The 26,470-nt window shown below is 70.2% G+C and carries 24 protein-coding genes and 1 pseudogene; 15 read left to right on the top strand and 10 right to left on the bottom strand.

Translation table 11 applies throughout. The features are described 5' to 3' along the window. Positions 1 to 1,256, top strand: a 1,256-nt coding sequence (locus SCI24_RS13270) for a CHAD domain-containing protein (RefSeq protein WP_318725831.1), incomplete at its 5' end; no start/stop codon positions are given. Positions 1,257 to 1,302: 46 nt separating this feature from the next. Here the strand turns inward: SCI24_RS13270 and SCI24_RS13265 are convergent. Next, the gene (locus SCI24_RS13265) at positions 1,303 to 2,313 is read right to left on the bottom strand and encodes a GlxA family transcriptional regulator (protein WP_318725830.1); all 1,011 of its coding nucleotides are present in this window, start codon (positions 2,311 to 2,313) and stop codon (positions 1,303 to 1,305) included. 144 nt (positions 2,314 to 2,457) lie between these two features. On the opposite strand from SCI24_RS13265, the gene SCI24_RS13260 reads away from it, so the two are divergent. The 8 genes from SCI24_RS13260 to SCI24_RS13225 all read left to right on the top strand — a co-directional run bounded on the left by SCI24_RS13260 (position 2,458) and on the right by SCI24_RS13225 (position 7,651). Then, positions 2,458 to 2,706 carry a hypothetical protein gene (locus SCI24_RS13260; protein ID WP_318725829.1) on the top strand — a complete coding sequence of 83 codons (249 nt, stop codon included), beginning with the start codon at positions 2,458 to 2,460 and terminating at the stop codon, positions 2,704 to 2,706. Positions 2,707 to 2,864: 158 nt separating this feature from the next. After that, complete coding sequence (locus SCI24_RS13255; protein ID WP_318725828.1) at positions 2,865 to 3,068, top strand: DUF2188 domain-containing protein; 204 nt, start codon at positions 2,865 to 2,867, stop codon at positions 3,066 to 3,068. Positions 3,069 to 3,193: 125 nt separating this feature from the next. Continuing rightward, positions 3,194 to 4,039, top strand: coding sequence for a deoxyribonuclease IV (nfo, locus tag SCI24_RS13250; protein ID WP_318725827.1), 846 nt, complete (start codon positions 3,194 to 3,196; stop codon positions 4,037 to 4,039). 29 nt (positions 4,040 to 4,068) lie between these two features. Next, complete coding sequence (locus tag SCI24_RS13245; RefSeq protein WP_318725826.1) at positions 4,069 to 4,557, top strand: GNAT family N-acetyltransferase; 489 nt, start codon at positions 4,069 to 4,071, stop codon at positions 4,555 to 4,557. A gap of 82 nt (positions 4,558 to 4,639) precedes the next feature. Further along, complete coding sequence (locus SCI24_RS13240; protein ID WP_318725825.1) at positions 4,640 to 5,635, top strand: TRAP transporter substrate-binding protein; 996 nt, start codon at positions 4,640 to 4,642, stop codon at positions 5,633 to 5,635. Further along, positions 5,636 to 6,160, top strand: a complete 525-nt coding sequence (locus SCI24_RS13235) for a TRAP transporter small permease (protein ID WP_318725824.1) — start codon at positions 5,636 to 5,638, stop codon at positions 6,158 to 6,160. It abuts the gene before it with no gap. Beyond that, positions 6,157 to 7,416: a TRAP transporter large permease gene (locus SCI24_RS13230; protein WP_318725823.1), complete on the top strand. Its 1,260-nt coding sequence runs from the start codon at positions 6,157 to 6,159 to the stop codon at positions 7,414 to 7,416. The genes SCI24_RS13235 and SCI24_RS13230 overlap by 4 nt, the downstream gene beginning before the upstream one ends. Positions 7,417 to 7,459: 43 nt before the next feature. After that, the gene (locus SCI24_RS13225; protein WP_318725822.1) at positions 7,460 to 7,651 is read left to right on the top strand and encodes a hypothetical protein; all 192 of its coding nucleotides are present in this window, start codon (positions 7,460 to 7,462) and stop codon (positions 7,649 to 7,651) included. A gap of 21 nt (positions 7,652 to 7,672) precedes the next feature. Here SCI24_RS13225 and SCI24_RS13220 read toward each other — a convergent pair whose 3' ends face one another. The 4 genes from SCI24_RS13220 to SCI24_RS13205 all read right to left on the bottom strand — a co-directional run bounded on the left by SCI24_RS13220 (position 7,673) and on the right by SCI24_RS13205 (position 10,404). Beyond that, positions 7,673 to 8,272 (bottom strand): DUF938 domain-containing protein, encoded by a 600-nt coding sequence (locus SCI24_RS13220; RefSeq protein WP_318725821.1) that lies wholly within the window; start codon positions 8,270 to 8,272, stop codon positions 7,673 to 7,675. Between the two features lie 45 nt (positions 8,273 to 8,317). After that, positions 8,318 to 9,349, bottom strand: coding sequence for a 23S rRNA pseudouridine(2604) synthase RluF (rluF, locus tag SCI24_RS13215; protein ID WP_318725820.1), 1,032 nt, complete (start codon positions 9,347 to 9,349; stop codon positions 8,318 to 8,320). A 151-nt stretch (positions 9,350 to 9,500) separates the two neighbouring features. Beyond that, on the bottom strand, positions 9,501 to 9,914 hold the full coding sequence (locus tag SCI24_RS13210) for a DUF2703 domain-containing protein (RefSeq protein ID WP_318725819.1): 414 nt from the start codon (positions 9,912 to 9,914) through the stop codon (positions 9,501 to 9,503). 28 nt (positions 9,915 to 9,942) lie between these two features. Next, complete coding sequence (locus tag SCI24_RS13205) at positions 9,943 to 10,404, bottom strand: YchJ family protein (protein WP_318725818.1); 462 nt, start codon at positions 10,402 to 10,404, stop codon at positions 9,943 to 9,945. 60 nt (positions 10,405 to 10,464) lie between these two features. Here SCI24_RS13205 and SCI24_RS13200 point away from each other — a divergent pair, with 60 nt between their 5' ends. Both SCI24_RS13200 and SCI24_RS13195 read left to right on the top strand, forming a co-directional pair. Further along, positions 10,465 to 10,824, top strand: coding sequence for a DUF6482 family protein (locus SCI24_RS13200; protein ID WP_318725817.1), 360 nt, complete (start codon positions 10,465 to 10,467; stop codon positions 10,822 to 10,824). Between the two features lie 102 nt (positions 10,825 to 10,926). Then, positions 10,927 to 13,695, top strand: a complete 2,769-nt coding sequence (locus SCI24_RS13195) for an HAD-IC family P-type ATPase (RefSeq protein WP_318725816.1) — start codon at positions 10,927 to 10,929, stop codon at positions 13,693 to 13,695. 52 nt (positions 13,696 to 13,747) lie between these two features. Here the strand turns inward: SCI24_RS13195 and hrpB are convergent, their stop codons facing one another. Both hrpB and SCI24_RS13185 read right to left on the bottom strand, forming a co-directional pair. Further along, positions 13,748 to 16,192 carry an ATP-dependent helicase HrpB gene (gene hrpB, locus SCI24_RS13190; protein ID WP_318725815.1) on the bottom strand — a complete coding sequence of 815 codons (2,445 nt, stop codon included), beginning with the start codon at positions 16,190 to 16,192 and terminating at the stop codon, positions 13,748 to 13,750. Between the two features lie 7 nt (positions 16,193 to 16,199). Then, positions 16,200 to 16,883, bottom strand: coding sequence for a TetR/AcrR family transcriptional regulator (locus SCI24_RS13185; RefSeq protein ID WP_318725814.1), 684 nt, complete (start codon positions 16,881 to 16,883; stop codon positions 16,200 to 16,202). Between the two features lie 205 nt (positions 16,884 to 17,088). Between SCI24_RS13185 and xdhA the strand changes: the two genes are divergently transcribed. From xdhA to guaD, 4 genes are all read left to right on the top strand, one after another. After that, complete coding sequence (gene xdhA, locus SCI24_RS13180) at positions 17,089 to 18,570, top strand: xanthine dehydrogenase small subunit (RefSeq protein WP_318725813.1); 1,482 nt, start codon at positions 17,089 to 17,091, stop codon at positions 18,568 to 18,570. Next, on the top strand, positions 18,554 to 21,025 hold the full coding sequence (gene xdhB / locus SCI24_RS13175) for a xanthine dehydrogenase molybdopterin binding subunit (protein ID WP_318725812.1): 2,472 nt from the start codon (positions 18,554 to 18,556) through the stop codon (positions 21,023 to 21,025). Before xdhA ends, xdhB begins: the two co-directional genes overlap by 17 nt. Next, a complete protein-coding gene (xdhC, locus tag SCI24_RS13170; RefSeq protein ID WP_318725811.1) occupies positions 21,022 to 21,897 on the top strand; it encodes a xanthine dehydrogenase accessory protein XdhC in 876 nt (291 codons plus the stop codon). The genes xdhB and xdhC overlap by 4 nt, the downstream gene beginning before the upstream one ends. 166 nt (positions 21,898 to 22,063) lie before the next feature. Next, positions 22,064 to 23,380, top strand: a complete 1,317-nt coding sequence (gene guaD / locus SCI24_RS13165) for a guanine deaminase (protein WP_318725832.1) — start codon at positions 22,064 to 22,066, stop codon at positions 23,378 to 23,380. Between the two features lie 12 nt (positions 23,381 to 23,392). Here guaD and SCI24_RS13160 read toward each other — a convergent pair whose 3' ends face one another. From SCI24_RS13160 to SCI24_RS13150, 3 genes and pseudogenes are all read right to left on the bottom strand, one after another. Beyond that, complete coding sequence (locus tag SCI24_RS13160) at positions 23,393 to 25,081, bottom strand: GGDEF domain-containing protein (RefSeq protein ID WP_318725810.1); 1,689 nt, start codon at positions 25,079 to 25,081, stop codon at positions 23,393 to 23,395. Positions 25,082 to 25,240: 159 nt separating this feature from the next. After that, positions 25,241 to 26,236 carry an adenosine deaminase gene (locus SCI24_RS13155; protein WP_318725809.1) on the bottom strand — a complete coding sequence of 332 codons (996 nt, stop codon included), beginning with the start codon at positions 26,234 to 26,236 and terminating at the stop codon, positions 25,241 to 25,243. Between the two features lie 30 nt (positions 26,237 to 26,266). Further along, positions 26,267 to 26,470 (bottom strand): annotated as a pseudogene (locus SCI24_RS13150) (thiol reductant ABC exporter subunit CydC); the annotation flags it as partial.

Below are 26,470 nucleotides of genomic sequence, written 5' to 3'. Positions count from 1 at the left end.
GCGCCCTGGATGGCGAGATCCATGTCAGCACGTCGACCCGCACCCGCCAGACCCTGCTGGGCATCGCGGAGCAGTTGCCTGCGTCATCCCTCGACAGTCGCGCCCGATACACGCAGGCGCTTCACACCTTCGACTGGAAGGCGCTTCGCGAGTGGCTGATGGCCCGCCCGCCCGAATGCGACAGGATCCTCCTGATCGGCCACAACCCGGCCCTGACCGAGCTCGCCGGCTGGCTCTGCCGGCAGGCGCCCGCCGAACTCCCGACCGGGGGGCTGCTAAGCCTCGCCCTGCCCGTGGAAAGCTGGCAGGAGCTCCGCAAGCACCGGGCCGAACTGTCCTCCCGGCTGGCGCCGAACGAGGCAAGCCATGCGCTGTTCCGGAAACAGGCCCCGCGGGCTCCCGACCTCGACCGGGCACGTCCCGACAAGCGGATCCTCGGACTGCTGACTCATCAGTACCGCATGGCGAGGGCCCTGGAGCCCGGCGTGATCGCCGGCTTCGACCCTGAATTCCTGCACCAGTATCGCGTCAACCTGCGGCGCAGCCGCGCCATCGGGGAGTCCGTGAGGGCCATCATCCGGATGCCCGGTCTCGGCAAGGTCCTCAAGCGCCTGAAACGTCGGGCACAGGCCACCAGCGACCTGCGGGACCTGGATGTGTTTCTCGAGACCCTGGCCCAGGCGCCAGCTTCGCTATCGGAGCAGGCCCGCAGGACGCTGCACGACTGGCTGGAGCATCAGCGCCGGGAGCGTCACGCGGCCCTCTCCCACGCCATGGCACAGCCGGACTATACCGGCGACATGGCGAGGTGGCAGCGCTTGCTCTCGGACAAGGGGCTCCGCCGGGCGCTCAAGGCAGTGACGCCCAAACAGGTCGAGGCGGTGCTGGCCGAACGGATCCTGCAGCATGACGCCGACCTGGCGGCCCTTGTCGGTGATTCGCCCGATGACTCACTCCATGAACTGCGCAAGACCATCAAGCGCATTCGCTACCTGGCGGAGCTGGATCCCCGGCGACACCGCGCCTTCCTCGCCGGCCTGAAGCAGCGCCAGTCGCTGCTCGGTGAGTTCCAGGATCTGTGCACCCAGCAGGCCTGGGTACGGGCATGCATCGCGCCGATGCCCGATGCGCCCCCTCCAGGAGGCGTGAAGAAGGAGTGCCTCGGCTGGCTCGACGCCCTCGAGGCGCGCAAGGCCGAGCTCCACCGGGCCGTCATGGCGCTCGCCCCGCTGGGAGAGGCCAGCCATTCGCCATGAGCGGCACCCGGCTCGTGCTACCGGGTTACCGTCGCTCTCTCCCTCACTAACGCTCGCCCGACGAGGGCTCGAGCGCTGAAGCCTCGACAATGGATTGCCGTCGCCGCGCCTCCCGCGGCGACAGGCCATGGCGGGCCTTGAAGGCCCGGGCGAAGGTGGAGCCTGACGTGAAGCCGCAGGCCAGCCCCACCGAGAGGACATCGCTGTCCGTCTCGGCGAGCAGGTGCCGCGCACGTTCCAGCCGCAGGTTCAGGTACCAGGCCCGGGGGGACGTGCCGAGATGCTGTTCGAAGAGGCGCTGCAGCTGGCGCAGGGAGACCCCACTGCGGCTCGCCACCGCCTCCAGCGAGAGGGGCACCTGCTGGTGGCGCTCCATCAGGGAGATGGCCTCCACCAGGCGGCGGTTATGGATGCCCAGGCGCCTGGCCAGCGACATGCGCTGCTGGTCACGGCGGGTGCGGATCCGCTCGTGGATCAGCTGCTCCGAGACATCGACCGCCAGTCGCGACCCGTGGCGACGGGCGATCACCTCCAGGGCCATGTCCATCGCCGCCGTGCCACCGGCACAGGAGAAGCGCCGCCGCCCCAGTTCGAAGAGCTCGTCGGAGGTCTCGATGCCCGGAAATCGCTCCTGGAAGGCCGGCAGGCTCTCCCAGTGCAGGGTGACGCTCTCGCCCTCCAGCAGGCCCGCCTCCGCCAGCAGGAAGCCGCCGGTGTCGAGCCCGCCGAGTACGCAGCCGGCCTGGTCCAGGCGATGCAACCAGGCCATCAGGGGACGGCTCAGGCTGTCCTCGGGACCGAAGCCGCTGCAGACCGCCAGGGAGGGCAGCCGATGCACCTCCCCGATGGCACGGTCGGCCAGCAGCGTCATGCCATTGGAGGCCGTGACCGGCTCGCCGTCCTCGCTGATCAGCGTCCACTCGAACAGCGCACGCCCCGTGATCCGGTTGGCGATCCTCAGCGGCTCCACTGCCGAGAAGAACGCCATCATCGAGAAGCGCGGCAGCAGCAGGAACCCCACGGCTTCGGGCAGCAGCCCCTGATAGTCCAGGCGCAAGGCGCACCTCCTCCATCCCGGTTTATCGCCATGAGGATACCCGCTGTCACCGGGAGGATCACCACCATGGCACGGGGGCATTGGAAGGCGCCCGCCGGCCACGGCTAGAATGAACCCCAGGCTTTTCCATCCGAGGTGTCCCCCGTGTCCAGCAACGAGAAAACCATCCTGGCCTTCGACTCGGCCGGCAACGAGTATTTCATCGACATGTTCGTCAGCGTCCGGGATCTCAGCGACCTGCAGCACGCCGGCGCGACCCGCAGCGGGCTCCCTAGCTTCCGGACCCGCGAGGGCCACTCGGTCACCCACCTCGGCGGGGGCGAGTTCGCCGTAATGGTGCCCGGCGAGGAGGAGGCGATCACCGTCAGGACGGAGGATCCCGAGTTCGTGTAGCCGCGTCCGCCCCCTCGCCGTTGGCCATTCTTCCCGGCGAGATCGCCATGGCATGACCGGGGTCATGCGCCGCGGCGAAACCGCCTCGCCGCCCGACGGGAACGCTACAATTCAGCATGCACCATCCCGCTAGCGTCCACCGCACAGGAGGGACGACGATGAATCGGTCAACGCACCATGTAGTGCCGAATGCCAAGGGGGGCTGGAGCGTGCACAGGGGCAGTTCCGGGCGAGCCACCCGGCACTTCGCCACCAAGAAGGCGGCCGAGGCCTATGGCCGGAAGGTCAGCTTCAACCAGAAGACCACCCTCGTGATCCATCGCGAGGACGGCACGGCCCCGCCCTCCGGCAAACAAGGCTAGCTCCCGGCCCCCGACGACATGGGCCAGATCGGCGCCCTCGTCGCCTCAGCCATCACACGCTCTCGCCTCGCTGGTGTAGACTTCCCTGCACCATGAATCTCTGATCTACCCGGCGGGAGACGGCCATGAAATACCTCGGTGCCCACGTCAGCGCGGCAGGCGGTGTCGACCAGGCAGTGCGGCGCGCCGTGGAGATCGGTGCCAACGCCTTCGCGCTGTTCACCAAGAACCAGCGCCAGTGGCAGGCCAAGCCACTCTCCGACGCGGTCATCGAGGCCTTCCGCGCCGCCTGCCACGAGCACGGCGTCGGACCGGGACAGATCCTCCCCCACGACAGCTACCTGATCAACCTGGGCCATCCCGAGGCGAAGGGGCTCGCCAAGTCCCGTGCCGCCTTCCTCGACGAGTGCCAGCGCTGCGAGCAGCTGGGCATCGACCGCCTCAACTTCCATCCCGGCAGCCACCTGAAGAGGATCAGCGAAAGGGATTGCCTCTCGCGTATTGCCGAGTCGATCAACGAGGCGCTCGCCGAGACCCGCGGCGTCACCGCCGTGATCGAGAACACCGCCGGCCAGGGGAGCAACCTGGGCTGGCGCTTCGAGCACCTGGCCGAGATCATCGAGCAGGTGGAGGACAAGTCCCGGGTCGGGGTGTGCCTCGACACCTGCCACGCCTTCGCGGCCGGCTACGACCTGCGCACGCCCGAGGCCACCACCGCCACCCTGGACGAGTTCGACCGGGTGGTCGGCTGCGACTTCCTGCGCGGCATGCACCTCAACGACGCCAAGAGCGAACTCGGCAGCCGCGTGGACCGCCACCATAGCCTGGGCCAGGGCAACATCGGGCTCGACGCCTTCACCACCCTGATGCGCGACCCGCGCCTCGACGGGATGCCCCTGATACTGGAGACCATCGACCCGACGATCTGGGCCGACGAGATCGCCTGGCTGCGTGCGCAGCAGGCCGCCTGACCTCCCCCCTTTCGGCAAGGAGCCACCGCATGATCCGCATCCGCCCCTACCAGCCCGACGACTGGCCAGCCCTGTGGGCCATTCTCGAACCGGTCTTCCGTGCCGGCGAGACCTATGCGGTACCCCGTGACATCAGCGAGCAGGACGCCCACCGCATGTGGATCGAGCTGCCCCGCGCCGTGCGCGTGGCCGTCGATGACGAAGGACGAGTCACCGGCACCTACACCCTCAAGGCCAACCAGCCCGGTCCCGGCGACCATGTCTGCAACTGTGGCTACCTGGTCGCCGACCACGCCCGCGGCCAGGGCATCGCCGGCGAGATGTGCGCACACTCCCTGGCCCTGGCCCGGGAGCTGGGCTTCGTCGCCATGCAGTACAACCTGGTGGTCGCCAGCAACGAGGTGGCCATCCGGCTGTGGCAGAAACACGGCTTCACGATCATCGGCACCCTCCCCAGGGCCTTCCGTCATCCGGCGCTGGGCCTGACGGATGCCCATGTGATGTACCGACTGCTGTGAGGCGCGCAGGCGCGCGTTTGACCGCCGGCACCCGCCTCGGGCATGCTCACCAAGTGACTGACTCACCGAAGGAAAAATGACAATGAAAGGTTTTTCACGCAGCACGCTGGCACTCGCCGTCTCGCTGGCCATGACCGCCGGCGCCAACGCCTCCGAGTTCGCCGACATGGATCCCGTCACCCTGCGCCTGGCCCACGTGGTCAACGAGCAGGACGGCTTCCATATGGCCGCCGAGAAGTTCGAGGAGCTGGTGGAAGAGCGCACCGAGGGGAAGGTGGACATCGAGCTCTACCCCAACGCCAGCCTCGGCGACGAGCGCACCCTGCTCGAGGGCATGCAGATCGGCACCGTGGACATGGGGGTGATCACCAACGGCCCGGTGGCCAACTTCCTCGAGGAGATGGCGGTCTTCGAGCTGCCCTTCCTCTTCCCCAGCCCCGAGGCCGCCTACGAGGTGCTCGACGGCGAGATCGGCCAGGAGCTGCTGGACCGCCTCGCCGAGGTCAACCTCAAGGGCCTGGCCTACGCCGAGCGCGGTTTTCGCAACCTCACCAACAGCGAGCGCCCGGTAGAGACGCCGGCGGATATCGACGGCCTGCGCATTCGCGTGATGGAGAACCCCGTCTACGTCGACACCTTCCGCGAGCTGGGTGCCAACGCGGTGCCGATGGCCTGGACCGAGGCCCTCACCGCCATGCAGCAGGGCACCATCGACGGCCAGGAGAACCCGGTCAACGTCATCCACTCCTTCAAGCTCTACGAGACCCAGGACCACATGACGCTGTCGCGCCATACCTATGCCCCGGCGATCTTCGTGATGGGCATGCCGGTCTGGAACAAGCTGCCGGAGGCCGCCCAGGCGGTAATCAAGCAGGCCGCCCAGGAGGCCGCCGAGCACGAGCGCCAGGTCAACGCCGAGATGCAGGCTGAGCAGCTGGCCGAGCTGCGCGAGGCGGGCATGCAGATCGTCGAGGAGCCCGACATTGCCGCCTTTCAGGAGGCCGTGGCCCCGGTCTACGAGAAGTACGGCGAGCAGTTCGGCGACTACCTGCCGCGCATCCAGGAGGCGCTGAAGTAAGTGCCCGACCTCGCCCATTCCCTGCTGCGACCGCTGCGGTGGAGTGAGCGCGCCCTCGACGCCGCCATCGCCCCCGTGGTCTTCACGGCGATGGCGGCGTTGATCGGTGTGATCACCCTGCAGGTCGTCTCGCGGGTCTTCTTCACTGCGGTGGGCTGGACCGAGGAGGTCGCCCGCTTCCTGCTGGTGTGGATCACCTTCCTCGCCGCCACCCTGGCCTTTCGGCGTGGGCGGCATATCGCCGTGACCTTCGTGGTCGACGCCCTGCCCGTGCTGCCCCGGCGCCTGGCGCGCATCGCCGCCCTGCTGGTGGCGCTGGGCTTCCTGCTCGCCCTGATTGCCATCGGCTGGGAGTACATGCAGGTGCAGAGCTTCCAGAAGTCCGCCTCGCTGCGCCTCTCCATGACCTGGGTCTATGCGGTCATGCCGCTGGCAGCGGCGATCATGGCCTGGTATGCGCTGGTGGACATCGTCGCCCTGGCGCTGGGCGAGCCCCGGCCGGACGCCGAGGAGCCCGCCGGATGACGGCCCTGCTCTTCGTGCTCTTCCTGGCCTTCATGCTGCTCGGCGTGCCTATCGCGCTGGCCATCGGCGCCAGCACCCTGGTGGCACTCGATGCCCAGGGTGTGCCGCTGATGGTACTTCCCCAGCAGATGTTCCAGGGCATCAACTCCTTCGCCCTGGTGGCGGTGCCCATGTTCATCCTCGCCGGCGACCTGATGGCCCAGGGCAAGGTGAGCGAGAAGCTGGTGGCCTTCGCCGATTCGCTGTTCGGCTTCCTCAAGGGCGGCCTCTCCATCGTCTCGGTGGGCGCCGGCATGTTCTTCGCCGCCATCTCCGGCTCCGGGGCCGCCACCACCGCCGCGGTGGGCTCGAGCCTGGTGCCGGAACTGCGCAAGAAGGGCTACGAGCCCGCCTCGGCGGCCAGCCTGATCGCCGCCAGCGGCACCATCGGGGTGGTGATTCCGCCCTCGGTGCCGATGATCATCTATGCCGTGATCGCCCAGCAGTCGGTGTCGAAACTCTTCCTCAGCGGCATCCTGCCGGGCATCGCCATGGGCCTGGGACTGGCCACCATCGCCATCGTCCAGGCTTATCGGCGCAACTACCCCCGCGGCACGGCCTTCTCGCCGAGCACCATCTGGCGCACCTTCAGGAGCGCGAGCTGGGGCCTCATGACGCCGGTGATCATCCTCGGCGGCATCTTCTCCGGCGTGTTCACGCCCAGCGAGGCGGCCGTGGTAGCAGTCAACTACGCCCTGCTGGTGTCGCTGTTCGTCTACCGCGACCTGGGCCTCGCCGACGTCTACCGCATCCTGATCCGCTCGGCGATCACCACCTCGGTGATCATGCTGGTGATCGCCACCTCCGCGGTGCTGAGCTGGACCCTCTCCAGCTGGCAGGTCCCTGGCGCCATCGCCCAGGCGGTGCTGTCGCTCTCCACCGACCCCTACATGATCATGCTGCTGGTGGTGGCGGTGATCCTGCTCACCGGGGTGTTCATCGAGACGGCCAGTGCCCTGATCATCCTCACCCCGGTGCTGCTGCCGTTGGTGACCCAGCTGGGCATCGACCCCATCCACTTCGGGCTGATCATCGTGGTGGGACTCGCCATCGGCATGATCACGCCGCCGGTGGCGATCAACCTCTATGTGGCCTCCTCGGTCACCCAGCTGCCGCTGGAGCGCATCACTCGCGCCATCATTCCCTACCTGCTGGGGCTGGTCACCGTGCTGCTGCTGGTGGTCTATGTCCCGATCCTGCTGGGCCTCTCCGGCTAGGGTCACCCAGGCAGCCCGTTCACCAAGCAACGAGGAGTCTCCGATGCATCGATCGATACCGCCTCTCGCCGGCCTGATCGCCATGACCCTGCTGGCCGGCTGCACCACCTACACCTGGGAAGACGGTCGCCGGGAAACCGTGTGGGGCGTGCCCGCCGAGGACGAGACCAAGACCCGCGAGGAACGCCAGGCCGAGGGCGTCGAGTACCGCGAGCCCGGCGAGATACCGGAATGACGCCGCTGCCATGCCCCATGGCTAGCAGCGGCGGAACACCAGGCTGAGATTGTTGGCTGGCATGGGCACCACCCTGTCGAGCTTCAATCCATGACGCCCGGCCTCGGCCGTCACCGCCTCCAGGTCACGGATGCCCCAGCGGGGGTCACGGGCCCGCAGGTCGGCATCGAAGGCCGCATTGCTGGATGCCGTGTGGCGACCCTCCCGCCGGAACGGCCCGTAGAGGTAGAGCACGCCACCGGGCACCAGAGCGGCGCCGGCACCCGCCAGCAGTGCCTCGGTGACTGCCCAGGGCGAGATATGCAGCAGGTTGATGGCCACCACGGCATCGAAGGTCTCCTCCGGCCAGTCGCCGGTCACGTCCAGCTCCACGGGCTCGAGCAGGTTCGCCAGGCCCGCGGCCTCGCGCCAGGCGGCGATGGAGGCCAGCGCCCGGGGAACGGGATCGCTGGGCCGCCAGCTCCAGCCAGGAGCGGCGCCGGCAAGGTGGACGGCGTGCTCGCCGCTGCCGCTGGCCACCTCCAGCACCCGGGCATGCTCGGGCAGCACCCGCTGCAGGACCTCCAGGATCGGCTGTCGATTGCGAGCCGCGGCGGGGCTCTGCAGGCGTGGGTCGTTCATGGCGCTCCTCATGGCCTCGGCCTGGTCTTGGGCTTGGGCAAGCGGCTACTTCCTGCCCCTGGGCTTGCGGGACGGGCCGGCGGCCTTCTGGCGGGGCCCCTTCGACGGCTTGGCGCCCGGCTTCCCGGGCTTGGAGGCCTTGGCGGCCGAGGCCGGCTTGGCGCCGCGGGCCCTGCCGGGCGCGGCCTTGCCGCCCGCCTTGCGCTTCGCCCCCTTCCCTGCGGCGGCCTTGGCGCCCTCGCCTCGTCGGCTCGCACCAGCCTTGCCGTTGCCTGATGCACCGCCACCGGCCCTGGCGCCCTTGCCTGCCTGGCGCCGGGCCGACCGGCGGCCGGGCTGCCGGGCCTCGGAGGTGGAGTGTTCTGTCAGGGCGAGGATCGTCGCCACTTCGGCGGGGGTCAGGTCCCGCCAGTCCCCCGTCGCCAACCCATCGAGGGTCACGTTCATGATGCGGATCCGCTCGAGCTTCACGACCTCGAAGCCGAACACCTCGCACATCCGGCGGATCTGGCGGTTAAGCCCCTGCACCAGGGTGATGTTGAAGACGAACCGCGACGCCTTGACCACCCGGCACTTGCGGGTGACCTCCCCGAGGATCGGCACGCCGGCCGCCATCCCGTCGATGAAGTCATCGGTGATGGGCCTGTTGACGGTGACCCGGTACTCCTTCTCGTGCCGGTTGCTGGCCCGCAGGATGCGGTTGACCAGGTCGCCGTTGTTGGTCAGGAAGATCAGCCCCTGGGAGTCCTTGTCCAGCCGGCCGATGGGGAAGATACGCGCGCCGTGCCCGACGAAGTCGACGATATTGGCCTTCTCCGCCGGGTCGGTGGTGCTGACGATGCCCACCGGCTTGTTGAGGGCGATGAACACCAGGTCCTCTTCCTCCAGCGCCAGGGGCTCGACGACCTGGCCGTTGACCTTCACCACGCTGCCGGGAAAGACCTGGTCGCCGGGGGTGGCGCGCCGGCCGTCGATGTGCACGTTGCCCTGCTCGATGTAGCGATCGGCTTCCCGCCTCGAGCAGATCCCGCTCTCGCTGATGTACTTGTTGATCCGTTTCGAGAGGGTCTGGGCCATGGGACGCGTCCGGGACGAGGTGAAGAGTGGGCCGATTGGCACGGCGGCATGCCGCGCAGTGTAAGGGCTGGCCCGCCCGTCGGCCAGCCTGGGGCCGGACGCTCGGCAAGGAGACACTGCCCCCGGCGGGAGCCCGTGTGACGGGAGTCGCTCAGGCCGGCGCCACCGGGTCATCGCCACCGAGCCCGCTGGCCGCCGCGATGAGCGCGGCGCGCAGCAGCAGGGTCTCGGGGATGGTCTCGTAGGTCACGCCCTGAACCTCGACGGTACGGCAGGCCTCGTCCCCGCAGACCGAACAGCAGCGGCTTCGACCCACCTCGGCGTCCAGCCACTCCTCCATGGGCCGCCCGGCAATCCAGATGCGGTTGGACGCAAGCGGGTCGGCACGGAAGGTCGCCGCGTCCAGTTCGCGGATCTCGAGTCGAGGCGCCAGCCCGAGCGGTGCCAGCGCCGCCTCGAGGGTCTCGACGGCCTGCTCCACCTCACGCTGGGTGGCGCGGCAACGATCACAGGTCTCGCCCTTGCTGACCAGGCGCTGCCACACGATAGGAAGGGATCGTTTCATCATGGAATCTCCGTGAATGGGACTCTCGTCAGACGCCTCGGCCGCAGCAGGCCTTGAACTTGCGCCCGCTGCCGCAGGGGCAGGCCTCGTTGCGGCCGGGCCTGAGCCGGGTGACCGTGGGACTACCGTCCAGGTAAAACCAGCGGCCGCTCTCGCGGCGGAAGCGCGAGCGCTCCTGCAGCGCGCCGAAGCGCCGACCCTCGCGGAAGGTGGCGCGGAAATGCACGCGCCCGTCATCGCCGTCCTCGCCGCTCTCCAGCACCTCGAGGCGCAGCCAGCGGGTGGTCGGGTCCGGGGCCAGTTCGGCCGGGCGGGTGCTCGCATACCAGGTCGCCAGCAGGTAGTCGGTGAGATCCAGAGCGAAGGCGCTGTAGCGCGAGCGCATCAGCGCCTCGGGGGTGGGCGCCGGCTCGCCGGCATGGAACCGGCCGCAGCACTGGGTCAGGGACTGGCCGCTGCCGCAGGGGCAGGCATCGGCGGATGACGGCATGACGACTCCTGTACAGGTCGCGATAGAATGACAGCCCATGTCCAACATCGGATGATTCCCATGATACCCCTGGATGCCCCCGCCCTGCCCCCTCGGCTGACCCTGGAAGCGCTGGCCGAGCGCCTCGACCCGGAGGCGCCGCCCGTCGTGGAGGTGCAGTCGCTGGACATGGGGATCTACCTGGTCCGCCTGCACCACGCCGACGGCGAGAGCCTGCTGGTGGACAAGCATGGCGAGGGGCGCCGCTTCACCGGCACCCAGTGGATCAGCCGCGCCCTGGCGCCGCTGGGCCTGACCCACGGCATCCTGACCTGGGCCGACGTCACCGACGAGATGGTGGGCCTTCCACAAGCCCCTGCCGTCGAGCCGGCGGCACGCCTGGCCCACGGCACCCGCGTCGCCTTCATGACCCAGGGCTGACAGGGACTTGCCGACTCTCCTTGTCCTGGATCACTGCACTGCAGCATGCTGTATGGTAGTTATCTATCCAGCAGCCCCCTGACATCTGCCGGAGGAGTAAGGATGACAGCGCCGAGACACAGCGAGCCCACCGCCTGGCATGCCCTGGGCGAAGAGGAATCCCTCGACCGGCTGGAGAGCACCCGGGACGGGCTGGACGGCGAGGAGCCCCGGCGCCGGCTGGCCGAGCACGGCCCCAACCAGTTGCAGCAGGCCGAGGCGCGTCCCTGGTGGAAACGCCTGCTGGCGCAGTTCAACAACATCCTGATGCTGGTGCTGATCGTCGCCGCCATCGCCAGCCTGGGGCTCGGTCACACCCTCGACGCGGGCGCGATCTTCGGCGTGGTGCTGATCATCGCCCTGATCGGCTTCTTCCAGGAGGGCAAGGCGGAGCAGGCCCTGGAGAGCATCCGCCAGATGCTCTCGCCCCAGGCCCAGGTGCTGCGCGACGGCAGGCGCGAGACGATCCCCGCCGAAGAGCTGGTGCCGGGTGACATCGTGCTGGTGGAGAGCGGTGACCGGGTGCCGGCCGACCTGCGGCTGCTGGAGGCCCGACGCTTTCGCACCGAGGAGGCCTCGCTGACCGGGGAGTCCACGCCGGTGGACAAGGCCATTGATGCGGTGGCGGAAGACGCCGACCTGGGCGATCGCAGCAGCATGGCCTTCGCCAGCACCATCGTGGTCCAGGGCAACGCCCGGGGCCTGGTGGTGGAAACCGGGGCCAGCACCCAGATCGGCCGCATCTCCGAGATGCTGCGCGGCGTGGAGCAGCTCAAGACCCCGCTGCTGCGCCAGATCGACCGCGCCGGCCAGGTGCTGGCGTTCTTCATCCTGGGCGCCGCGGTGCTTACCGGGGCCTTCGGCGCCCTGGTGCACGGCCAGCCGCTGGGCGACATGTTCATGGCCGCGGTGGGCCTGGCGGTCGCCGCCATCCCCGAGGGCCTGCCGGCCATCGTCACCATCGGCCTGGCGCTGGGCGTGCAGGCCATGGCGAAGAAGAACGCCATCATCCGCCGGCTGCCCGCGGTGGAGACCCTGGGCTCCATCTCCACCATCTTCTCGGACAAGACCGGCACCCTGACCCGCAACGAGATGACCGCCCAGGCCATCTGGCTGCCCGGGGGAGAGATTCGCATCGAGGGGATCGGCTTCGCGCCCGAGGGCAGCTTCCACCGCGCCAGCGACGGTGAGGCCGAGCCGGAAGCCCTGGACCTGGACGACGACCACGCCCTGCGCCACTTCCTCAAGGTGGGCGTGCTGTGCAACGACGCCGAACTGGCCGAGGAGGAGGGTCGCTGGCGGATCCACGGCGACCCCACCGAGGGCGCCCTGGTGGTGGCCGCGGCCAAGGCCGGGCTCTCCACCGAGAAGCTGCGCGGCGACCACGATCGCCACGACGCCATCCCCTTCGAGTCCGAGCGCAAGTACATGGCGACCCTCCACGAGGTGGACGGCGAGCCGCTGCTGCTGGTCAAGGGCGCCCCGGATCGCCTGCTGGAGATGTGCCACCGGGTGCGCGACAACGGCGAGGACAGCGAACTGGACGTCGAGCGCTGGGAGGAGCGCATCCACGAGCTCTCCTCCCGGGGGCTGCGGGTGCTGGCGCTGGCCGAACGGTCGATCCGGGACGTCCACGAGCTGACCGACGAGCACGCCGAGGAGGAGCTGGTGCTGCTGGGGCTGGTGGGACTGCTCGACCCGCCCCGCGACGAGGCCATCGAGGCGGTCAAGGACTGCCTGGCCGCCGGCATCCGCCCGGTGATGATCACCGGCGATCACGCCGTCACCGCCCTGGCCATCGCCAGGGAGCTCGGCTTCGCCCACACCGAGCGGGCCATCAGCGGCCGCGAGATCGAGGGGATGTCCGATGCCGAGCTCGAGGAGATCATCCTCGAGGTGGACGTCTTCGCCCGCGCCGCGCCGGAGCACAAGCTGCGGCTGGTCCAGGCGATGCAGGCCCGGGGCGGCATCTGCGCCATGACCGGCGACGGGGTCAATGACGGCCCGGCGCTGAAGCGTGCCGACGTGGGCGTGGCCATGGGCATCCAGGGCACCGAGGCCGCCAAGGAGGCCGCCGAGATGGTGCTGGCCGACGACAACTTCGCCACCATCGTCGGGGCCATCCGCGAGGGCCGCAAGGTCTACGACAACATCCGCAAGACCATTACCTTCCTGCTGCCCACCAACGGCGGCCAGGGCCTGGCGATCATGCTGGCGGTGCTGGCCGGCTCCACCCTGCCGGTGACCCCGCTGCAGGCGCTGTGGGTCAACATGGTGGTGGCGGTCACCCTGGGCCTGGCGCTGGCCTTCGAGGCCGCCGAGCCGGACATCATGAGCCGCCAGCCCCGGGACCCGAAGGCCTCGCTGCTCGATCTCTTCCTGCTGTGGCGGGTGGTGTTCGTCTCGGTGCTGCTGCTGGTGGGGGTGTTCGGCATGTTCGGCTGGATCCTCCAGCACGGGGGCAGCGAAATGCTGGCCCGCACCGGTGCGGTCAACATGCTGGTGATGGGCAGCGCCGCCTACCTGATCAACAGCCGCTTCCTGCTGCGCAGCACCCTCTCCGTCGATGGCCTCTTCGGAAGCCGCCCGGTATGGGGCTCCATCGCGACCATCGTGGCGCTGCAGCTGGGCTGGACCTACCTGCCCTTCATGCAGGTGATCTTCGGCAGCGAGGGGCTCGGCCTCGGCCACTGGGGGGTGATCCTGGCCGGCAGCCTGGCGATCTACCTGATCGTCGAGGTCGAGAAGCGCGTGCTGCGCGCCCGGGGCGTCAGCAACCAGCCCACCGCCAGCCGCGGCGGGCATGACCCCAGGGAGGCCGAGTCCTCCTGACACACCAGGTGCGCCTGGTGCTGCGGGGTCCTCGGCCCTTGGTCAGCCAGGATCAGTCACGCCGCCTGGTGCGGGCGGTGGCCTCGGCGGTGGAGGGGTCCTCCGGCCAGGGATGTTTCGGATAGCGGCCGCGCATCTCCTTGCGTACCTCCGGGTAGCCATTGGCCCAGAAGCTCGCCAGGTCCGCGGTGACCTGCAGCGGGCGGCGCGCCGGCGAGAGCAGGTGCAGCAGCACCGCCGCGCGGCCGTCGGCCACCCGCGGCGAGGCCTGCCAGCCGAAGCACTCCTGCAGCTTCACCGCCAGCACCGGCGGCTTGTCCGCCAGGCACGGCCTGTAGTCGACCCGGTGGCTGGCGCCGCTGGGCACCGTGAGCCGCTCCGGCGCGAGCGCATCGAGCCGCGAGCGCAGCGGCCAGTCGAGGGTGTCGAGCAGCAGGCGCGCCAGCGGCAGGCGCTCCACCGCGTCGAGCCGGGTGATGCCCTCCAGGTGCGGGGCCAGCCACGCCTCGAGGGTCGCCAGCAGGGCCTCATCGGACCAGTCGGGCCACGGCAGCGCCTCTCCATCGGAACCGAGCGTACGACGCAGCAGTGCCACCCTGCCCTGCAGCTGTCTCAGTTCGTCGTCCCGGGGCAGCCCTCGGCGGGGCAGTGCCTCAAGCAGCGCCGCCCTTACCGCCTCCGGGGGCAGCTTGACGAGGGGCCTTCGCTCCAGCACCACCGCCCCCAGGCCACGCACCTGCTCGCCCATCAGGCGACCCTGGGCGTCGGACCACTCGAGGCTCGCCCGCCACTCGCCGCACTCGGGATAGAGCGCTTCGAGCCGCGCTCGGGAAAGCGCCACGGCGCGGAAGATGCGCGCCCCGCTGGCCTCGCCGTCGAGCTCGGCGGCCACCAGCAGCTCGGCATGGGCCAGGGGGTGGTGCTCGGGCAGGGTCGCAAGGCCCCCGCCGGCCAGGCGAAAGCGGCCCGGCTCGAGCCGCTGCGCCACCCGCTCCGGATAGGCCAGCGCCAGCAGCTCGCCCAGCGGGGCCAGGGTGGTCACCCCGAGCGTCACCCCGGCGAGTCGCGCCAGGCGCCTGGCGTCGTGCTGCCACTGGCGATGTTCGCGGGGCTCGCACAGCCGGGCCTGCAGCGCCCTCTCCAGGTCACGCTCCTCGTCCAGGCCGCGCCCCTCGAGCAGCGCCACCAGGGCGCAGGCCAGGGGGCGGGCCTCGAACGCGTCGGAGCGCTCCAGCATCACCGCCAGGCGCGGATGGGTGGGCCAGCGCCCCGCTCGGTGGCCCAGCTCGGTCAGGTGGTTCTCCTCATCCAGCAGGCCCAGGCGATTGAGCAGCTCGCGGCCAGCGGCCAGCGCCGCCGCGGGGGGCAGGGTCACCCAGGCGAGGCTTTCGGGGTCGGTCACGCCCCAGCGGGACAGTTCGAAGGCGAGCGGCGCGAGGTCCGCCTGGCGAATCTCCGGCTCGCCGTGGGGCACCAGCGGCTGCTCCTCGGCCCAGAGCCGCAGGCACCGCCCCGGGCCCTGGCGGCCGGCGCGGCCGCGGCGCTGGTCGGCGCTGGCACGGTTGACCCGGCGCGTCTCCAGGCGGGGCAGGCCGCTTCTCGGCTGGAAGACCGGCACCCGCTCCTGGCCCGCGTCCACTACCAGGCGTACCCCGTCCACCGTGACGCTGGACTCGGCGATCGCCGTAGCCAGCACCACCCGCCGTCGCCCCTCCGGGTCGGGGCGCAGGGCCCGCCGCTGGGCTTCCAACGGCAGCCGGCCGTGCAGCTCCATGACGGCAAGCTCCGGCGCCCGGCTGGCAAGCTCCCGGGCCAGGCGGTGGATCTCCGCCACCCCGGGCAGCAGCACCAGGGCATCGCCCTCCTGCTGCCCCATGGCATCGAGCAACGCCCGGGCCTGCTGGGGGGCAGCCTCCTCCCGGGCGTTGAGGGCACGGTAGCGGGTCTCGACGGGAAAGGTGCGCCCCGGGCAGTCGATCACCGGGGTGCCCTCGCCCAGCACGCCCAGCAGGGCGTCGACGTCGAGGGTCGCCGACATCACCAGCAGACGCAGGTCATCGCGCACCGACTGGGCGTCCAGGGCCAGCGCCAGGCCCAGGTCCGCCTCCAGGCTGCGCTCGTGGAACTCGTCGAAGAGGATGCCGGCCACCCCCTCCAGCAGCGGGTCCTCCTGGAGCATGCGGGTCAGCACCCCCTGGGTGACCACCTCGAGACGGGTGTGCGGGCCGATGCGGCTCTCGCCGCGCATCCGGTAGCCAACGGTCTCGCCGACCTTCTCGCCCAGGCTCTCAGCCATGAAGCCGGCGGCCAGCCGCGCCGCCACCCGCCGCGGCTCCAGCAGCAGCAACCTGCCCTCGGCGGCCCAGGGCGCCTCGAGCAGGGCGAGGGGCACCCGGGTGGTCTTGCCGGCGCCGGGCTCTGCCACCAGCAGGGCGCGCGGGTGCCTCTCGAGGGCATCGAGGATGGCGTCGAGGCGGGAATCGATGGGCAACGTCATGGGCGGATCAGCGGGCAGGGTCGGCATCCCGTGAGCGCACGCCGCACCCCTTGAGGATCACCCGGGTGAGGAAGGTGGTGATCTCCTCGACGTCGGCATCGCTGAGTGCGTCCCGGCCGGTGATGCCCAGCACCTGGGCCTCGAAGTCGGCGTAGTGCTGGGTGGCCGACCAGATCAGGAAGATCAGCCATACCGGGTCGACGGGATCCATCAGCCCACGCTCGGCCCACTGCTCGAAGATTCGCGCCCGGGCCTGGACCCAGTCGCGAAGCTCGCCGCGCAGGTACTCCTGCAGGAAGGGAGCGCCCCCCAGGATCTCCGCGGCAAAGAGGCGCGAGCCCTCCGGATGACGCCGCGACAGCTGCATCTTGCTGCGGATGAAGGCCTCCAGCACCTCGGCAGGGTCATCCTCCACCGAGATGTCGTCGAGCAGCGCGTTCCAGCGCTCCATCATCCGCTCGAGCAGCCGCACGTAGAGGCCGCGCTTGCTGCCCATGTAGTAGAGGACGTTGGACTTGGGCAGGCCGGCCTGCTCGGCTATCGCCTGCAGGCTCGCCCCCCGGTAGCCGTGGCGGGCGAAGACCCGCTCGGCCGCGGCCAGGATCTCGCGCTCGTTGCGGCGACGGGTCACCCCGTTGGCCTCGCCCTGCTCTCTCGCCCCCCGCTCGGCGGGCGCGCTCCCCTCTGTCATCGGCCCTGTCATCGGCCACCTCACTGCCCCATGGCGGATCAAAGCCAAGGATAGTGCCCCACCCCCGTGCCGGGTGCAAACGGGCTTGCAACGCGGACGATTCTGGACCAAGCTGAAAGCATCCTGACCGAATGGTCAGAAAATCGACCCCTGAACCCGGGCGCCTCGGCGCCAAGACTTACGCGCCAACAACAGAGACAAGGCGATGATCGACTTCCTGCTCAACGGGCAGCCCCGCCACTGCGCGGCCTCGCCCGACACCAGCGTGCTCGAGCTGCTGCGCGAATCGCTCGGCCAGACCGGCACCAAGGAGGGCTGTGCCTCCGGCGACTGCGGCGCCTGCACGGTGGCCATCGGCGAGGCCGGCCCCGACGGCACTGTCCGCTTCCACAGCGCCAACGCCTGCATCACCCCGGCCCACCAGCTCCAGGGACGCGTGCTGGCCACCGTGGAGGGCCTGGCCCGCGGCGAGACCCTCCATCCCGCCCAGGCGGCCATGGTCGAGTGCCACGGCAGCCAGTGCGGCTTCTGCACCCCGGGCATCGTGATGTCGCTGTTCACGCTCTATGAAGACCAGCACGAGCACGCTTCAAGGCCCCCGGCGCCGCTGACCCCGCAGCGTCTGGAGGCGGCGCTGGGCGGTAACCTCTGTCGCTGCACCGGCTACCGGCCGATCCGCGACGCGGCGCTCTCCATGGACAACTACCCCCATGCGCGTCCGGCATGGCTGGAGCAGTGCACCGACGCCGCGGCACCGTCGCCGACATCTGCCGTCGAGCGCCAGGGCGACGGCCCCTTCGTCCAGCCGGAAAGCCTCACGGAACTGCTCGAGGAACGCACCCGCCACCCCGAGGCGCCCATCGTTGCCGGCGGCACCGACCTCTGGCTCGAGGTGACCCAGCGCCTTGCGCGCTTCGCGCGGGTGGTGGACGTCACGCGCGTCGCCGAGCTCAAGACCATCGAGCAGGCGACCCTGGCGGATGGCCGCGAGGGGTGGTGGATCGGCGGCGCCGTGACCTACTCGCGCCTGGAACCGCTGCTGGCCGACCACTACCCGGCCTTCGCCCATCTGCTCCATCGCCTGGGCTCGGCCCAGGTGCGCAACCGCGGCACCCTGGGCGGCAACGTCGCCAACGCCTCGCCGATCGGCGACACCCCGCCGGTGCTGCTGGCCCTGGGCTCGCGGCTGTGGCTGGCCGGCCCGGAGGGCGAGCGGGAGCTGCCGCTCGACGATTTCTTCCTCGACTACAAGCGGACCGACCTGCGCGAGGGCGAGGTGATCCGGGCGATCTTCCTGCCTCGCCCCGAACCGGGCCGACACCTCAGGGTCTGGAAGCTGTCCAAGCGTCGTGAGGATGACATTTCCGCGGTGCTCGGCGCCTTCGCCTGGCGCCTGGAAGATGGCCTGCTGCGCGACGTCCGCCTGGCCTTCGGGGGCATGGCGGCGACGCCGAAACGCGCCACCGCGGCCGAGACCGCCCTCGAGGGCCAGCCGCCCTCCGCCGCCGCCTTCCAGGCCGCCCGGCTGGCGCTGGCGGAGGACTTCCAGCCGATGAGCGACGTGCGCGGCAGCGCCCACTATCGCCGGCTCTCCGCCGCCAACCTGCTCGAACGCCTGCGCCTGGTCATGGCACAGGAGTCGACCGACTCTCCCCGGGAGGTGATGCTCCATGCGTACGCTCACTAAGCTGGACGCCCCGTCCAGGGATACGACCGATCTCGATGACGCCACGACACGGGTGCGGGAAGAGCAGCAGGGTCGCATCAAGGGCGATGGCCCTCTGGCCCGAGGAACCGAGCCTCGCGAAACCGAGTCCACCGTCTCGCGAGGCGGTGCCGGCAGCGCCCGCGCCCACGAGAGCGCGGTCAAGCACGTCACCGGGCGCGCCGCCTATATCGACGATATCGCCGCCCCCGCCGATGCCCTGCACCTGGCCCTGGGGCTCTCGCCGGTGGCCCACGGTCGCCTGACTCGCCTCGACCTGGCGGCGGCGCGTGCGATGCCCGGCGTGGTGGACGTGGTGGCCTTTTCGGATGTGCCAGGGCACACCGATATCGGCCCGGTCTTCCCCGGGGACCCGATCTTCGTCGAGGACGAGATCAGCTACGCCGGCCAGGTGCTCTTCGCCGTGGCGGCCGAGACCCATCGCGCCGCCCGGGAAGCGGTGAAGGTGGCGATCGTCGAGATCGACGAGCGGCCGGCAAGCCTCGACCCGGTGGCTGCCGCCGAACGTGGCGAGGCCGTGCGCCCCACCCATGTCCAGCAGAGCGGCGACTGGCAGCGCTCGCTGGCGGACGCGGCCCATGTCATCGAGGGCGAGCAGTTCGTCGGCGGTCAGGAGCACTTCTACCTGGAGGGGCAGGCCTGCCTGGTCCAGCCCACCGAGGACGAGGGGGTGATCGTCCATACCTCCAATCAGCATCCCAGCGAGACCCAGAAGCTGGTCGCCGAGGTGCTGGGCATTCCCTTCCACGCGGTGACCGTGGAGGTGCGCCGCATGGGCGGCGGCTTCGGCGGCAAGGAGACCCAGGCCTCGCCCTGGGCCTGCATCGCCGCGCTAGTGGCCCGGCGCACCGGGCGCACCACCCGCCTGCGTCTGCCCCGCGCCGAGGACATGCGCGTCACCGGCAAGCGCCACCCCTTCCACAACCGCTACCGGCTGGCCGTGGACGAGGCGGGCGTGATCCAGGGCGGCGAGCTCACCCTGATCGGCGACTGCGGCTATTCGCCGGACCTCTCGGACGCCATCGTCGACCGGGCCATGTTCCACGCCGACAACGCCTACTCCCTGGGCGAGGCGCGGGTCACCGGCCAGCGGGCGCGCACCCACACCGCCTCCAACACCGCCTTCCGCGGCTTCGGCGGCCCCCAGGGCATGATGGTGATCGAGGCGGCGATGGATGACATCGCCAGACGCCTCGGCGAGGACCCGCTGACGATCCGCAAGCGCAACCTCTATCGCCCCGGGCGCGAGACCACCCACTATGGCCAGACCGTCGAACAGGTCGCCCTGCTGCACCATGTCGTCGAGCGGCTCGAGGCGAGCAGCGACTACTGGGCCCGGCGCCGGGAGATCAACGCGTTCAATACGGCAAGTCCGGTGATTCGCCGCGGCCTGGCCCTGACCCCGGTGAAGTTCGGCATCTCCTTTACCGCCAAGCACCTCAACCAGGCCGGCGCCCTGCTGCACGTCTATACCGACGGCAGCGTGATGATCAATCACGGCGGCACCGAGATGGGCCAGGGCCTGCACACCAAGATCTGCCAGGTGGTGGCCCGCGAGCTGGCGCTGGACCTGGAGACGGTGCGCATCACCGCCACCCGCACCGACAAGGTGCCCAACACCTCGCCCACCGCCGCCTCCAGCGGCGCCGATCTCAACGGCATGGCCGCCCGCGACGCCTGCCTCGGCCTCAAGGCGCGACTGTTCGACTTCGCCAGCGAGCACTACGCCCTGGACCGCGAGGGGATGCGCCTGGAGGCCGGCGGCCTGGTGGCCGGCACCGGCGAGAGCGAGCGGCGCATCCCCTGGGGCGAGCTGGTCCAGGCCGCCTACCTCGGGCGGGTGTCGCTCTCGGAGAAGGGCTTCTACGCCACCCCGCTGATCCACTACGACCGCATGACCGGCCAGGGCCGCCCCTTCTACTACTTCGCCCATGGCGCGGCCGTCGCCGAGGTCAGCGTCGACACCTTGACTGGCGAGTACCAGGTCGACCGGGTCGACATCCTGCATGACGTGGGCGACTCCCTGAACCCGGCCATCGACATCGGCCAGGTGGAGGGCGGCTTCATCCAGGGCATGGGCTGGCTGACCAGCGAGGAGCTCAGGTGGAACGACGGCGGCCAGCTGATCTCCGACGGCCCGGCCACCTACAAGATCCCCACCTACGGCGACCTGCCCCCGTGCTTCAACGTCGAACTGCTCCAGGGGCATCCCAACTCCATGGCCAGCATCTATCGCTCGAAGGCCGTGGGCGAGCCGCCCTTCATGCTCAGCATCTCGGTATGGGCGGCGCTGCGCGATGCCCTCTCGAGCCTCGCCGACTACCGCGAGGCGCCGCGGCTCGACACCCCGGCCACGCCGGAGCGAGTCCTGCTGGCCGCCGAGGCGCTGCGCCACCGCGGGGAGTCGACGCCATGAGCACGCAGGCGGAGAGCTGGCACGCTGCCCTGCACCGGCTGCAGCGCGAGGGCCTGCCCCACGTCCTGGCCACCCAGGTGACCAGCGCCGGTTCCACGCCCCGGGAACCCGGGGCGCGGATGGTGATCACCGCCGATGCGGTCTACGACACCCTGGGCGGCGGCACCTTCGAGTGGCAGACCATCGCCGCGGCCCGCCGGCGCCTGGCGGGCCCCGATGGCGAGTGCGAGGCCGGGATGAGCCTGGAGGCCTTCAGCCTGGGCGGGCGCAGCGGCCAGTGCTGCGGCGGCTTCGTCAACGTGCTGCTCGAGGTCTTTCCCGGCACCACCACCACGCTGGCGGTCTTCGGCGCCGGCCATGTGGGCCGGGAGCTGGTGCGCCTGGCCGCGCCGCTGCCCTGGCGGGTGCGCTGGCATGACAGCCGGGTGGACGCCTTCCCCGACTGGGCGTCGGAGCAGCCGCGCCTCGCCTGTCACCATGCCCCCGACCCGACCGAGGCCGTGGCCGCCCTGCCGCCCGGCGCCCACGCCCTGGTGCTGACCCACGACCACGCCGAGGACCGCGCCCTGGTGGATGCCCTGCTCGCCCGCGGCGACACGGCCTCGCTGGGGCTGATCGGCTCGAAGAGCAAGTGGGCCAGCTTCCACCGCCGGCTGAGAGAGGCCGGCCACAGTGACGAGGCCCTGGCCCGCGTGCGCTGCCCCATCGGCATGGCGGCCGGCGGCACCGGGGGCGACAAGACGCCCTACGCCATCGCCCTGGCCACCCTCGCCGAGCTGCTGCCGCGGGTCGCGTCGTCCGAGCGAGAGGATCAGCGCGGCCTCGACCCCGCCAAGCTGCGCAACATGCTCACTAATGAGCCCCACGAATAGGGAAGGAACCAGAGGCGCCGGGGGAGGCCGAAGAGGAGGTCCTACGCCATGGATGGCGTCGGTAGCGTACAGGGAGGTATTCACAGCGCCTCCTCGATGGTCCGACACTTCGGGGCCTGCCCCCGTGTCAGCCCCGGTGTGACGAATAACGATGAGCCCCGACGAGATGACCCATAACGACTCGCGCGTGCTGCGCGCCGAACTGCTGAGCTTCGATGCCGACCCCGGCGAGGCCGATACGCCCGCCGAGGGCAGCATTCGCCACCACCCGGATGGCGCCCTGTGGATCGAGAACGGCCGCATCCGCGCGGTGGACGACCATGCGCGCCTGGCCCCCGAGCTGCCCGAGGGGATCGAGGTGATCGACCACCGCGGCAAGCTGATCTTGCCCGGCTTCATCGACAGCCATGTGCACTACGTGCAGCTGGAGATCATGGCCTCGTACGGCCGGCAGCTGCTCGACTGGCTCAACGACTACACCTTCCCCGAGGAGTGTCGCTTCGCGGCGCGCGAGCATGCGGAGGCGCTGTCGGAGGTCTTTCTCGACGAGATGCTGAGGGTCGGGACCACCACCGCCCAGGTGTTCTGCTCGAGCCACCCGGTCTCCGTGGACGCCTTCTTCTCCGCCAGCCGCCGGCGCGACCTGCGCATGCTGGCCGGCAAGGTGCTGATGGACCGTCATGCCCCGGACGCGCTCTGCGACGACACCCTGGGCGGCATCCGCGACACCGAGCGGCTGATCGGCGACTGGCACGGCAAGGGGCGACTGGGCTACAGCCTGACCCCGCGCTTCGCCCCCACCTCCAGCCGGGCCCAGCTGGACGCCACCGGGGGCGTGATGCGCAACGACCCCAGCCTGTGGCTGCAGACCCACCTGGCCGAGAACACCGGCGAGCTGGACTGGGTGGCGGAGCTCTTCCCTGGCAGCCTCGACTACCTCGAGGTCTACGAGCAGTCAGGCCTGGTGGGTCCGCGCAGCACCTTCGCCCACGGCATCCATCTGGACCAGGCGATGCGCGGCCGGCTCGCCGAACGGGGGGCAAACCTCGCCTTCTGCCCGAGCTCCAACCTCTTCCTCGGCAGCGGCCTCTTCGACCGCCTGGCGGCCCGCGAGATGGGCCTCAACATCACCTACGCCAGCGACGTGGGTGGCGGCACCGACCTGTCCGGCCTGGCCACCCTCAAGGCCGCCTACCAGGTGGGTCAGCTGCGCGGCCAGCCACTCACCGCCTGGCAGGGCTTCTACGGGCTGACGCTGGGCAACGCCCGGGCATTGTCGCTGGACGGCCAGATCGGCCGCCTCGCCCCGGGCATGGAGGCCGACGTCGTGGTGCTCGACCCGGCCGCCACCCCGCTGCTGGCACGGCGCACGGCCCGCAGCCGCTCGCTTGCCGAGACGCTCTTCGCGCTGATGATGCTGGGCGATGACCGCTGCGTGGCCGAGACCTGGGGCGGGGGGCGCCTGGTGCACCGCCGGGCATGACCCGGAACGGGATTACACAGCGACCCGGGCCCGGTTGCGCCCCTCGGCCTTGGCCTGGTAGAGCGCCTCGTCGGCCCGCTTCAACAGGCTGTCGAGGTCCTCGCCGGGAATCGCCAGGCAGGCCCCCACGCTGATGGTGACCGCCGAGCCGTCCACCTCGCTCGAGGCGACCGCCTTGCGCAGGCGCTCGGCCACCCGGGTCAGGGTCGGCTCGTCGCAGGGCGAGAGCAGCACCAGGAACTCGTCGCCTCCCCAGCGCGAGGCCCGGTCGTAGGGACGCAGCCCGTGCCGCAGCGCCTCGGCGACACGCACCAGGGCCTGGTCCCCCGCGGCATGGCCGAGGCCATCGTTGAGCTCCTTGAAACGGTCGAGGTCCAGCCAGATCAGCCCGAAGTGGCTCCCCTCCCGGGCCCCCCGCAGGATCTGCTCCTCCAGCCATTGCTGCATGCCGCGGCGGTTCATCAGGCCCGTCAGCACATCGCGGATAGCCACCGCCTCGAGCTCCTCGGTGCGCTCGCGGACCCGCTCCTCGAGATCCCGGGTATGGCGCTGGATGGCCCCGGCCATGGAATGGAAATGGTGAATCAGGCGGCCCATCTCGCCCCGTCCCCTGGGCAGCTCAGCGGGCGACATGTCCCCCTGCTTGACCCGCTGCATGGCGGTTTCCAGGGCCGCGATAGGGGCCAGCAGCTGGCGGCGCAGCGCCAGGTGGAAGACCAGCAGCGTGATCAGCAGGGTCAGCACGAACACCACCGCCACCGGCGTGAAGCCGTCCAGCGGCATCAGCACCTCCAGGTCGAGCAGCGTCACCTCGAACCAGCCGAGGGCCGGCAGGAAGGCCACGCCAGCCAGGTGGCGCTTGCCCTCCAGGGTCACGAACTCGGTGCGCACGCTCGACGACTGGTCCGGGGCCTCGCGCAGCTCGCGCATCATGCCGAATAGCGCCTCGGCGTCGCGGGGCAGGTCCACCAGCAGGTCCAGGGTACGCTTCTGCCCCTCCGGTTTGACGAAACTGGCATAGTCGATGAGGCGACGATCGCGGTAGAGCTGGATGGCGCCGTTGTAGTCGACGAACAGGGTGGTGATGCCGGGCTGCTGGATGTCCACGATCTCCTGCAGGAAGCCCTCGAGCTCCATGCCGGTGCCCACCACCCCCAGGATCTCGCCATCTCCGTCCCGCATCAGGACATCGATCCACAGCTTGGTGACGCCGAGCTCCACGTCCGGATTGACGTTGAGGTGGAAGTCCCGGCCCTCATCGATCAGCCGAAAGAACCAGGCGTCGGCCGGCCGCTCCGCCCTCAGCCGGTAGCGAAGGCGCGCCTCGACAAAATCGTTGGCGGCATTGTTGTGGTAGTAGCCACCGCTGCCTCGGAGGGCGACGAAGTAGCTGTTGTCGCTGAAGTTGCGACGAAAGCTTTCCATCTCCGCGAAGGCCTGGGCCTCGAGCGCCGGGTCGTCGGGATCTCGCGCCAAGCGCCGCAGCACGATGGAGTCGGCCATCTGGCGCACCAGGGCGATTTCCCGCTCCAGGGGCTGCAGCAGGCGCCCGCCGTCGTACTGCACCTGGATGGCCGCGACGCGCTCGCCCCACTGCTCGATGATGCCCTCGGTGATGCGGTGGAAGACGGTCCAGGCGGCCGCCGATGCCACCAGCACGAGGCAGGCGGCAAGCAGCAGGAAGCGGGTCTTAAGGCTCAAGCGCGGCTCTCCCCGATCGGCCCCGGTGACAGGATGAGAGCCTTTCTTTTACACGACCTTACAGGCCGTTGCACACCGCCCCCTCAACGCTGGCGCCGAGCATGCCCAGGGGCATCGCAAGCCACTAGGCGCGGTCCGGGGCCACCTGCTGGCGGGACGCTAGAGGCACGCCGCCAGCTGGCGATGCAGGTCGAGGCGGCGCGTCTCGCCGATGAAGGCGGCCTCGATGGCGGTGCCGGCCAGCTGGATGAACACCTCCTCCGACCAGCCGAAGGCCTCGGCGCAGGCCTCGAAGTTGGCGAGCATGCCGCCACCGAAATAGGCCGGGTCGTCGGAGTTGAGGGTCAGGCGCAGGCCGGCATCGAGCAGCTGCGGCAGGGGATGGTCGGTCATCCGCTCGACGACCCGCAGGCGCACATTGGAGAGCGGGCAGACGGTGAGCACCACGCCCTCGTCGCGCAGCCGCGCCACCAGTGCCGGGTCCTCCAGGCAGCGCACGCCGTGGTCGATGCGGCAGACATCCAGCAGGTCCAGGGCCTCGAGGATATAGGCGGGCGGCCCCTCCTCGCCGGCGTGGGCCACCCGGGGGATGCCGAGCTGCCGCGCCCGTTCGAACACCTCGACGAACTTCGACGGCGGATTGCCCTGCTCGGCGCTGTCGAGCCCCACGGCGTCGAGCATCTCCCAGTAGGGGGCCGCGCTCTCCATCACCGCCATCGCCTCCTCGGCCGGGCGGTCGCGCAGGAAGGCCATGATCAGTGCCGTGGACATGCCCAGGTCGCGCTGTGCGCGGCGTCGCGCCAGGGAGAGCCCCTCCATCACCACCGGCAGCTCGATGCCGCGCACCAGGTGGGCCTGGGGGTCGAAGTGCATCTCGACGTGCACTACCCCCTCGGCGCTGGCCCGGCGGAAGTAGTCCATGGCCAGGTCATGGAAGTCCTCGGCGGTGCGCAGCACGCTCATGCCCCGGTAATAGAGATCAAGGAAGGACTGCAGGTCGGAGAAGTCATAGGCCGCCCGGACCTCCTCCACGGAGTCATAGGGCAGGCTGACGCCGTTGCGCTCGGCCAGGGCGAACATCAGCTCGGGCTCGAGCGAGCCCTCGATATGCAGGTGGAGTTCGGCCTTGGGCAGGCGCCTGAGGAAATCACGCATGGCACACCTCATCCGGGGGAGTCGTGGGTCTCATCCTGAAACATCCTGACCAGTCGTGCAAAGTCGTCCGTCGTGCAGGGTCAGGCAGCGGTCGATGCCCGGCGGGTCGACGGCCTCGCCGAGCTGGTGCACCAGGTAGATGGCGGTGCGCCCGGCCAGCCAGGCGTCGAGGCGGGTGGCGAGTCGCGCCGCGGTCCCGGCGTCGAGCCCGGCGAAGGGTTCGTCCAGCACCAC

Origin of the sequence: Halomonas sp. (genome assembly GCF_033549285.1) — a bacterium.
GTDB lineage: Bacteria > Pseudomonadota > Gammaproteobacteria > Pseudomonadales > Halomonadaceae > Halomonas.
The sequence above is the reverse complement of the archived record's forward strand: the minus strand, read 5'-3'. Positions and strand labels throughout refer to the sequence as shown.

What these genes read in the sequence shown, in the direction of transcription:
- SCI24_RS13255 (WP_318725828.1), top strand. Translation starts at nt 2,865, where the DNA reads ATGAATCGGTCAACGCACCATGTAGTGCCGAATGCCAAGGGGGGCTGG.
- nfo (WP_318725827.1), top strand. Translation starts at nt 3,194, where the DNA reads ATGAAATACCTCGGTGCCCACGTCAGCGCGGCAGGCGGTGTCGACCAG.
- SCI24_RS13245 (WP_318725826.1), top strand. Translation starts at nt 4,069, where the DNA reads ATGATCCGCATCCGCCCCTACCAGCCCGACGACTGGCCAGCCCTGTGG.
- SCI24_RS13240 (WP_318725825.1), top strand. Translation starts at nt 4,640, where the DNA reads ATGAAAGGTTTTTCACGCAGCACGCTGGCACTCGCCGTCTCGCTGGCC.
- SCI24_RS13230 (WP_318725823.1), top strand. Translation starts at nt 6,157, where the DNA reads ATGACGGCCCTGCTCTTCGTGCTCTTCCTGGCCTTCATGCTGCTCGGC.
- SCI24_RS13225 (WP_318725822.1), top strand. Translation starts at nt 7,460, where the DNA reads ATGCATCGATCGATACCGCCTCTCGCCGGCCTGATCGCCATGACCCTG.
- SCI24_RS13220 (WP_318725821.1), bottom strand. Translation starts at nt 8,272, where the DNA reads ATGAACGACCCACGCCTGCAGAGCCCCGCCGCGGCTCGCAATCGACAG.
- rluF (WP_318725820.1), bottom strand. Translation starts at nt 9,349, where the DNA reads ATGGCCCAGACCCTCTCGAAACGGATCAACAAGTACATCAGCGAGAGC.
- SCI24_RS13210 (WP_318725819.1), bottom strand. Translation starts at nt 9,914, where the DNA reads ATGAAACGATCCCTTCCTATCGTGTGGCAGCGCCTGGTCAGCAAGGGC.
- SCI24_RS13205 (WP_318725818.1), bottom strand. Translation starts at nt 10,404, where the DNA reads ATGCCGTCATCCGCCGATGCCTGCCCCTGCGGCAGCGGCCAGTCCCTG.
- SCI24_RS13200 (WP_318725817.1), top strand. Translation starts at nt 10,465, where the DNA reads ATGATACCCCTGGATGCCCCCGCCCTGCCCCCTCGGCTGACCCTGGAA.
- SCI24_RS13195 (WP_318725816.1), top strand. Translation starts at nt 10,927, where the DNA reads ATGACAGCGCCGAGACACAGCGAGCCCACCGCCTGGCATGCCCTGGGC.
- hrpB (WP_318725815.1), bottom strand. Translation starts at nt 16,192, where the DNA reads ATGACGTTGCCCATCGATTCCCGCCTCGACGCCATCCTCGATGCCCTC.
- SCI24_RS13185 (WP_318725814.1), bottom strand. Translation starts at nt 16,883, where the DNA reads ATGACAGAGGGGAGCGCGCCCGCCGAGCGGGGGGCGAGAGAGCAGGGC.
- xdhA (WP_318725813.1), top strand. Translation starts at nt 17,089, where the DNA reads ATGATCGACTTCCTGCTCAACGGGCAGCCCCGCCACTGCGCGGCCTCG.
- xdhB (WP_318725812.1), top strand. Translation starts at nt 18,554, where the DNA reads ATGCGTACGCTCACTAAGCTGGACGCCCCGTCCAGGGATACGACCGAT.
- xdhC (WP_318725811.1), top strand. Translation starts at nt 21,022, where the DNA reads ATGAGCACGCAGGCGGAGAGCTGGCACGCTGCCCTGCACCGGCTGCAG.
- guaD (WP_318725832.1), top strand. Translation starts at nt 22,064, where the DNA reads ATGACCCATAACGACTCGCGCGTGCTGCGCGCCGAACTGCTGAGCTTC.
- SCI24_RS13155 (WP_318725809.1), bottom strand. Translation starts at nt 26,236, where the DNA reads ATGCGTGATTTCCTCAGGCGCCTGCCCAAGGCCGAACTCCACCTGCAT.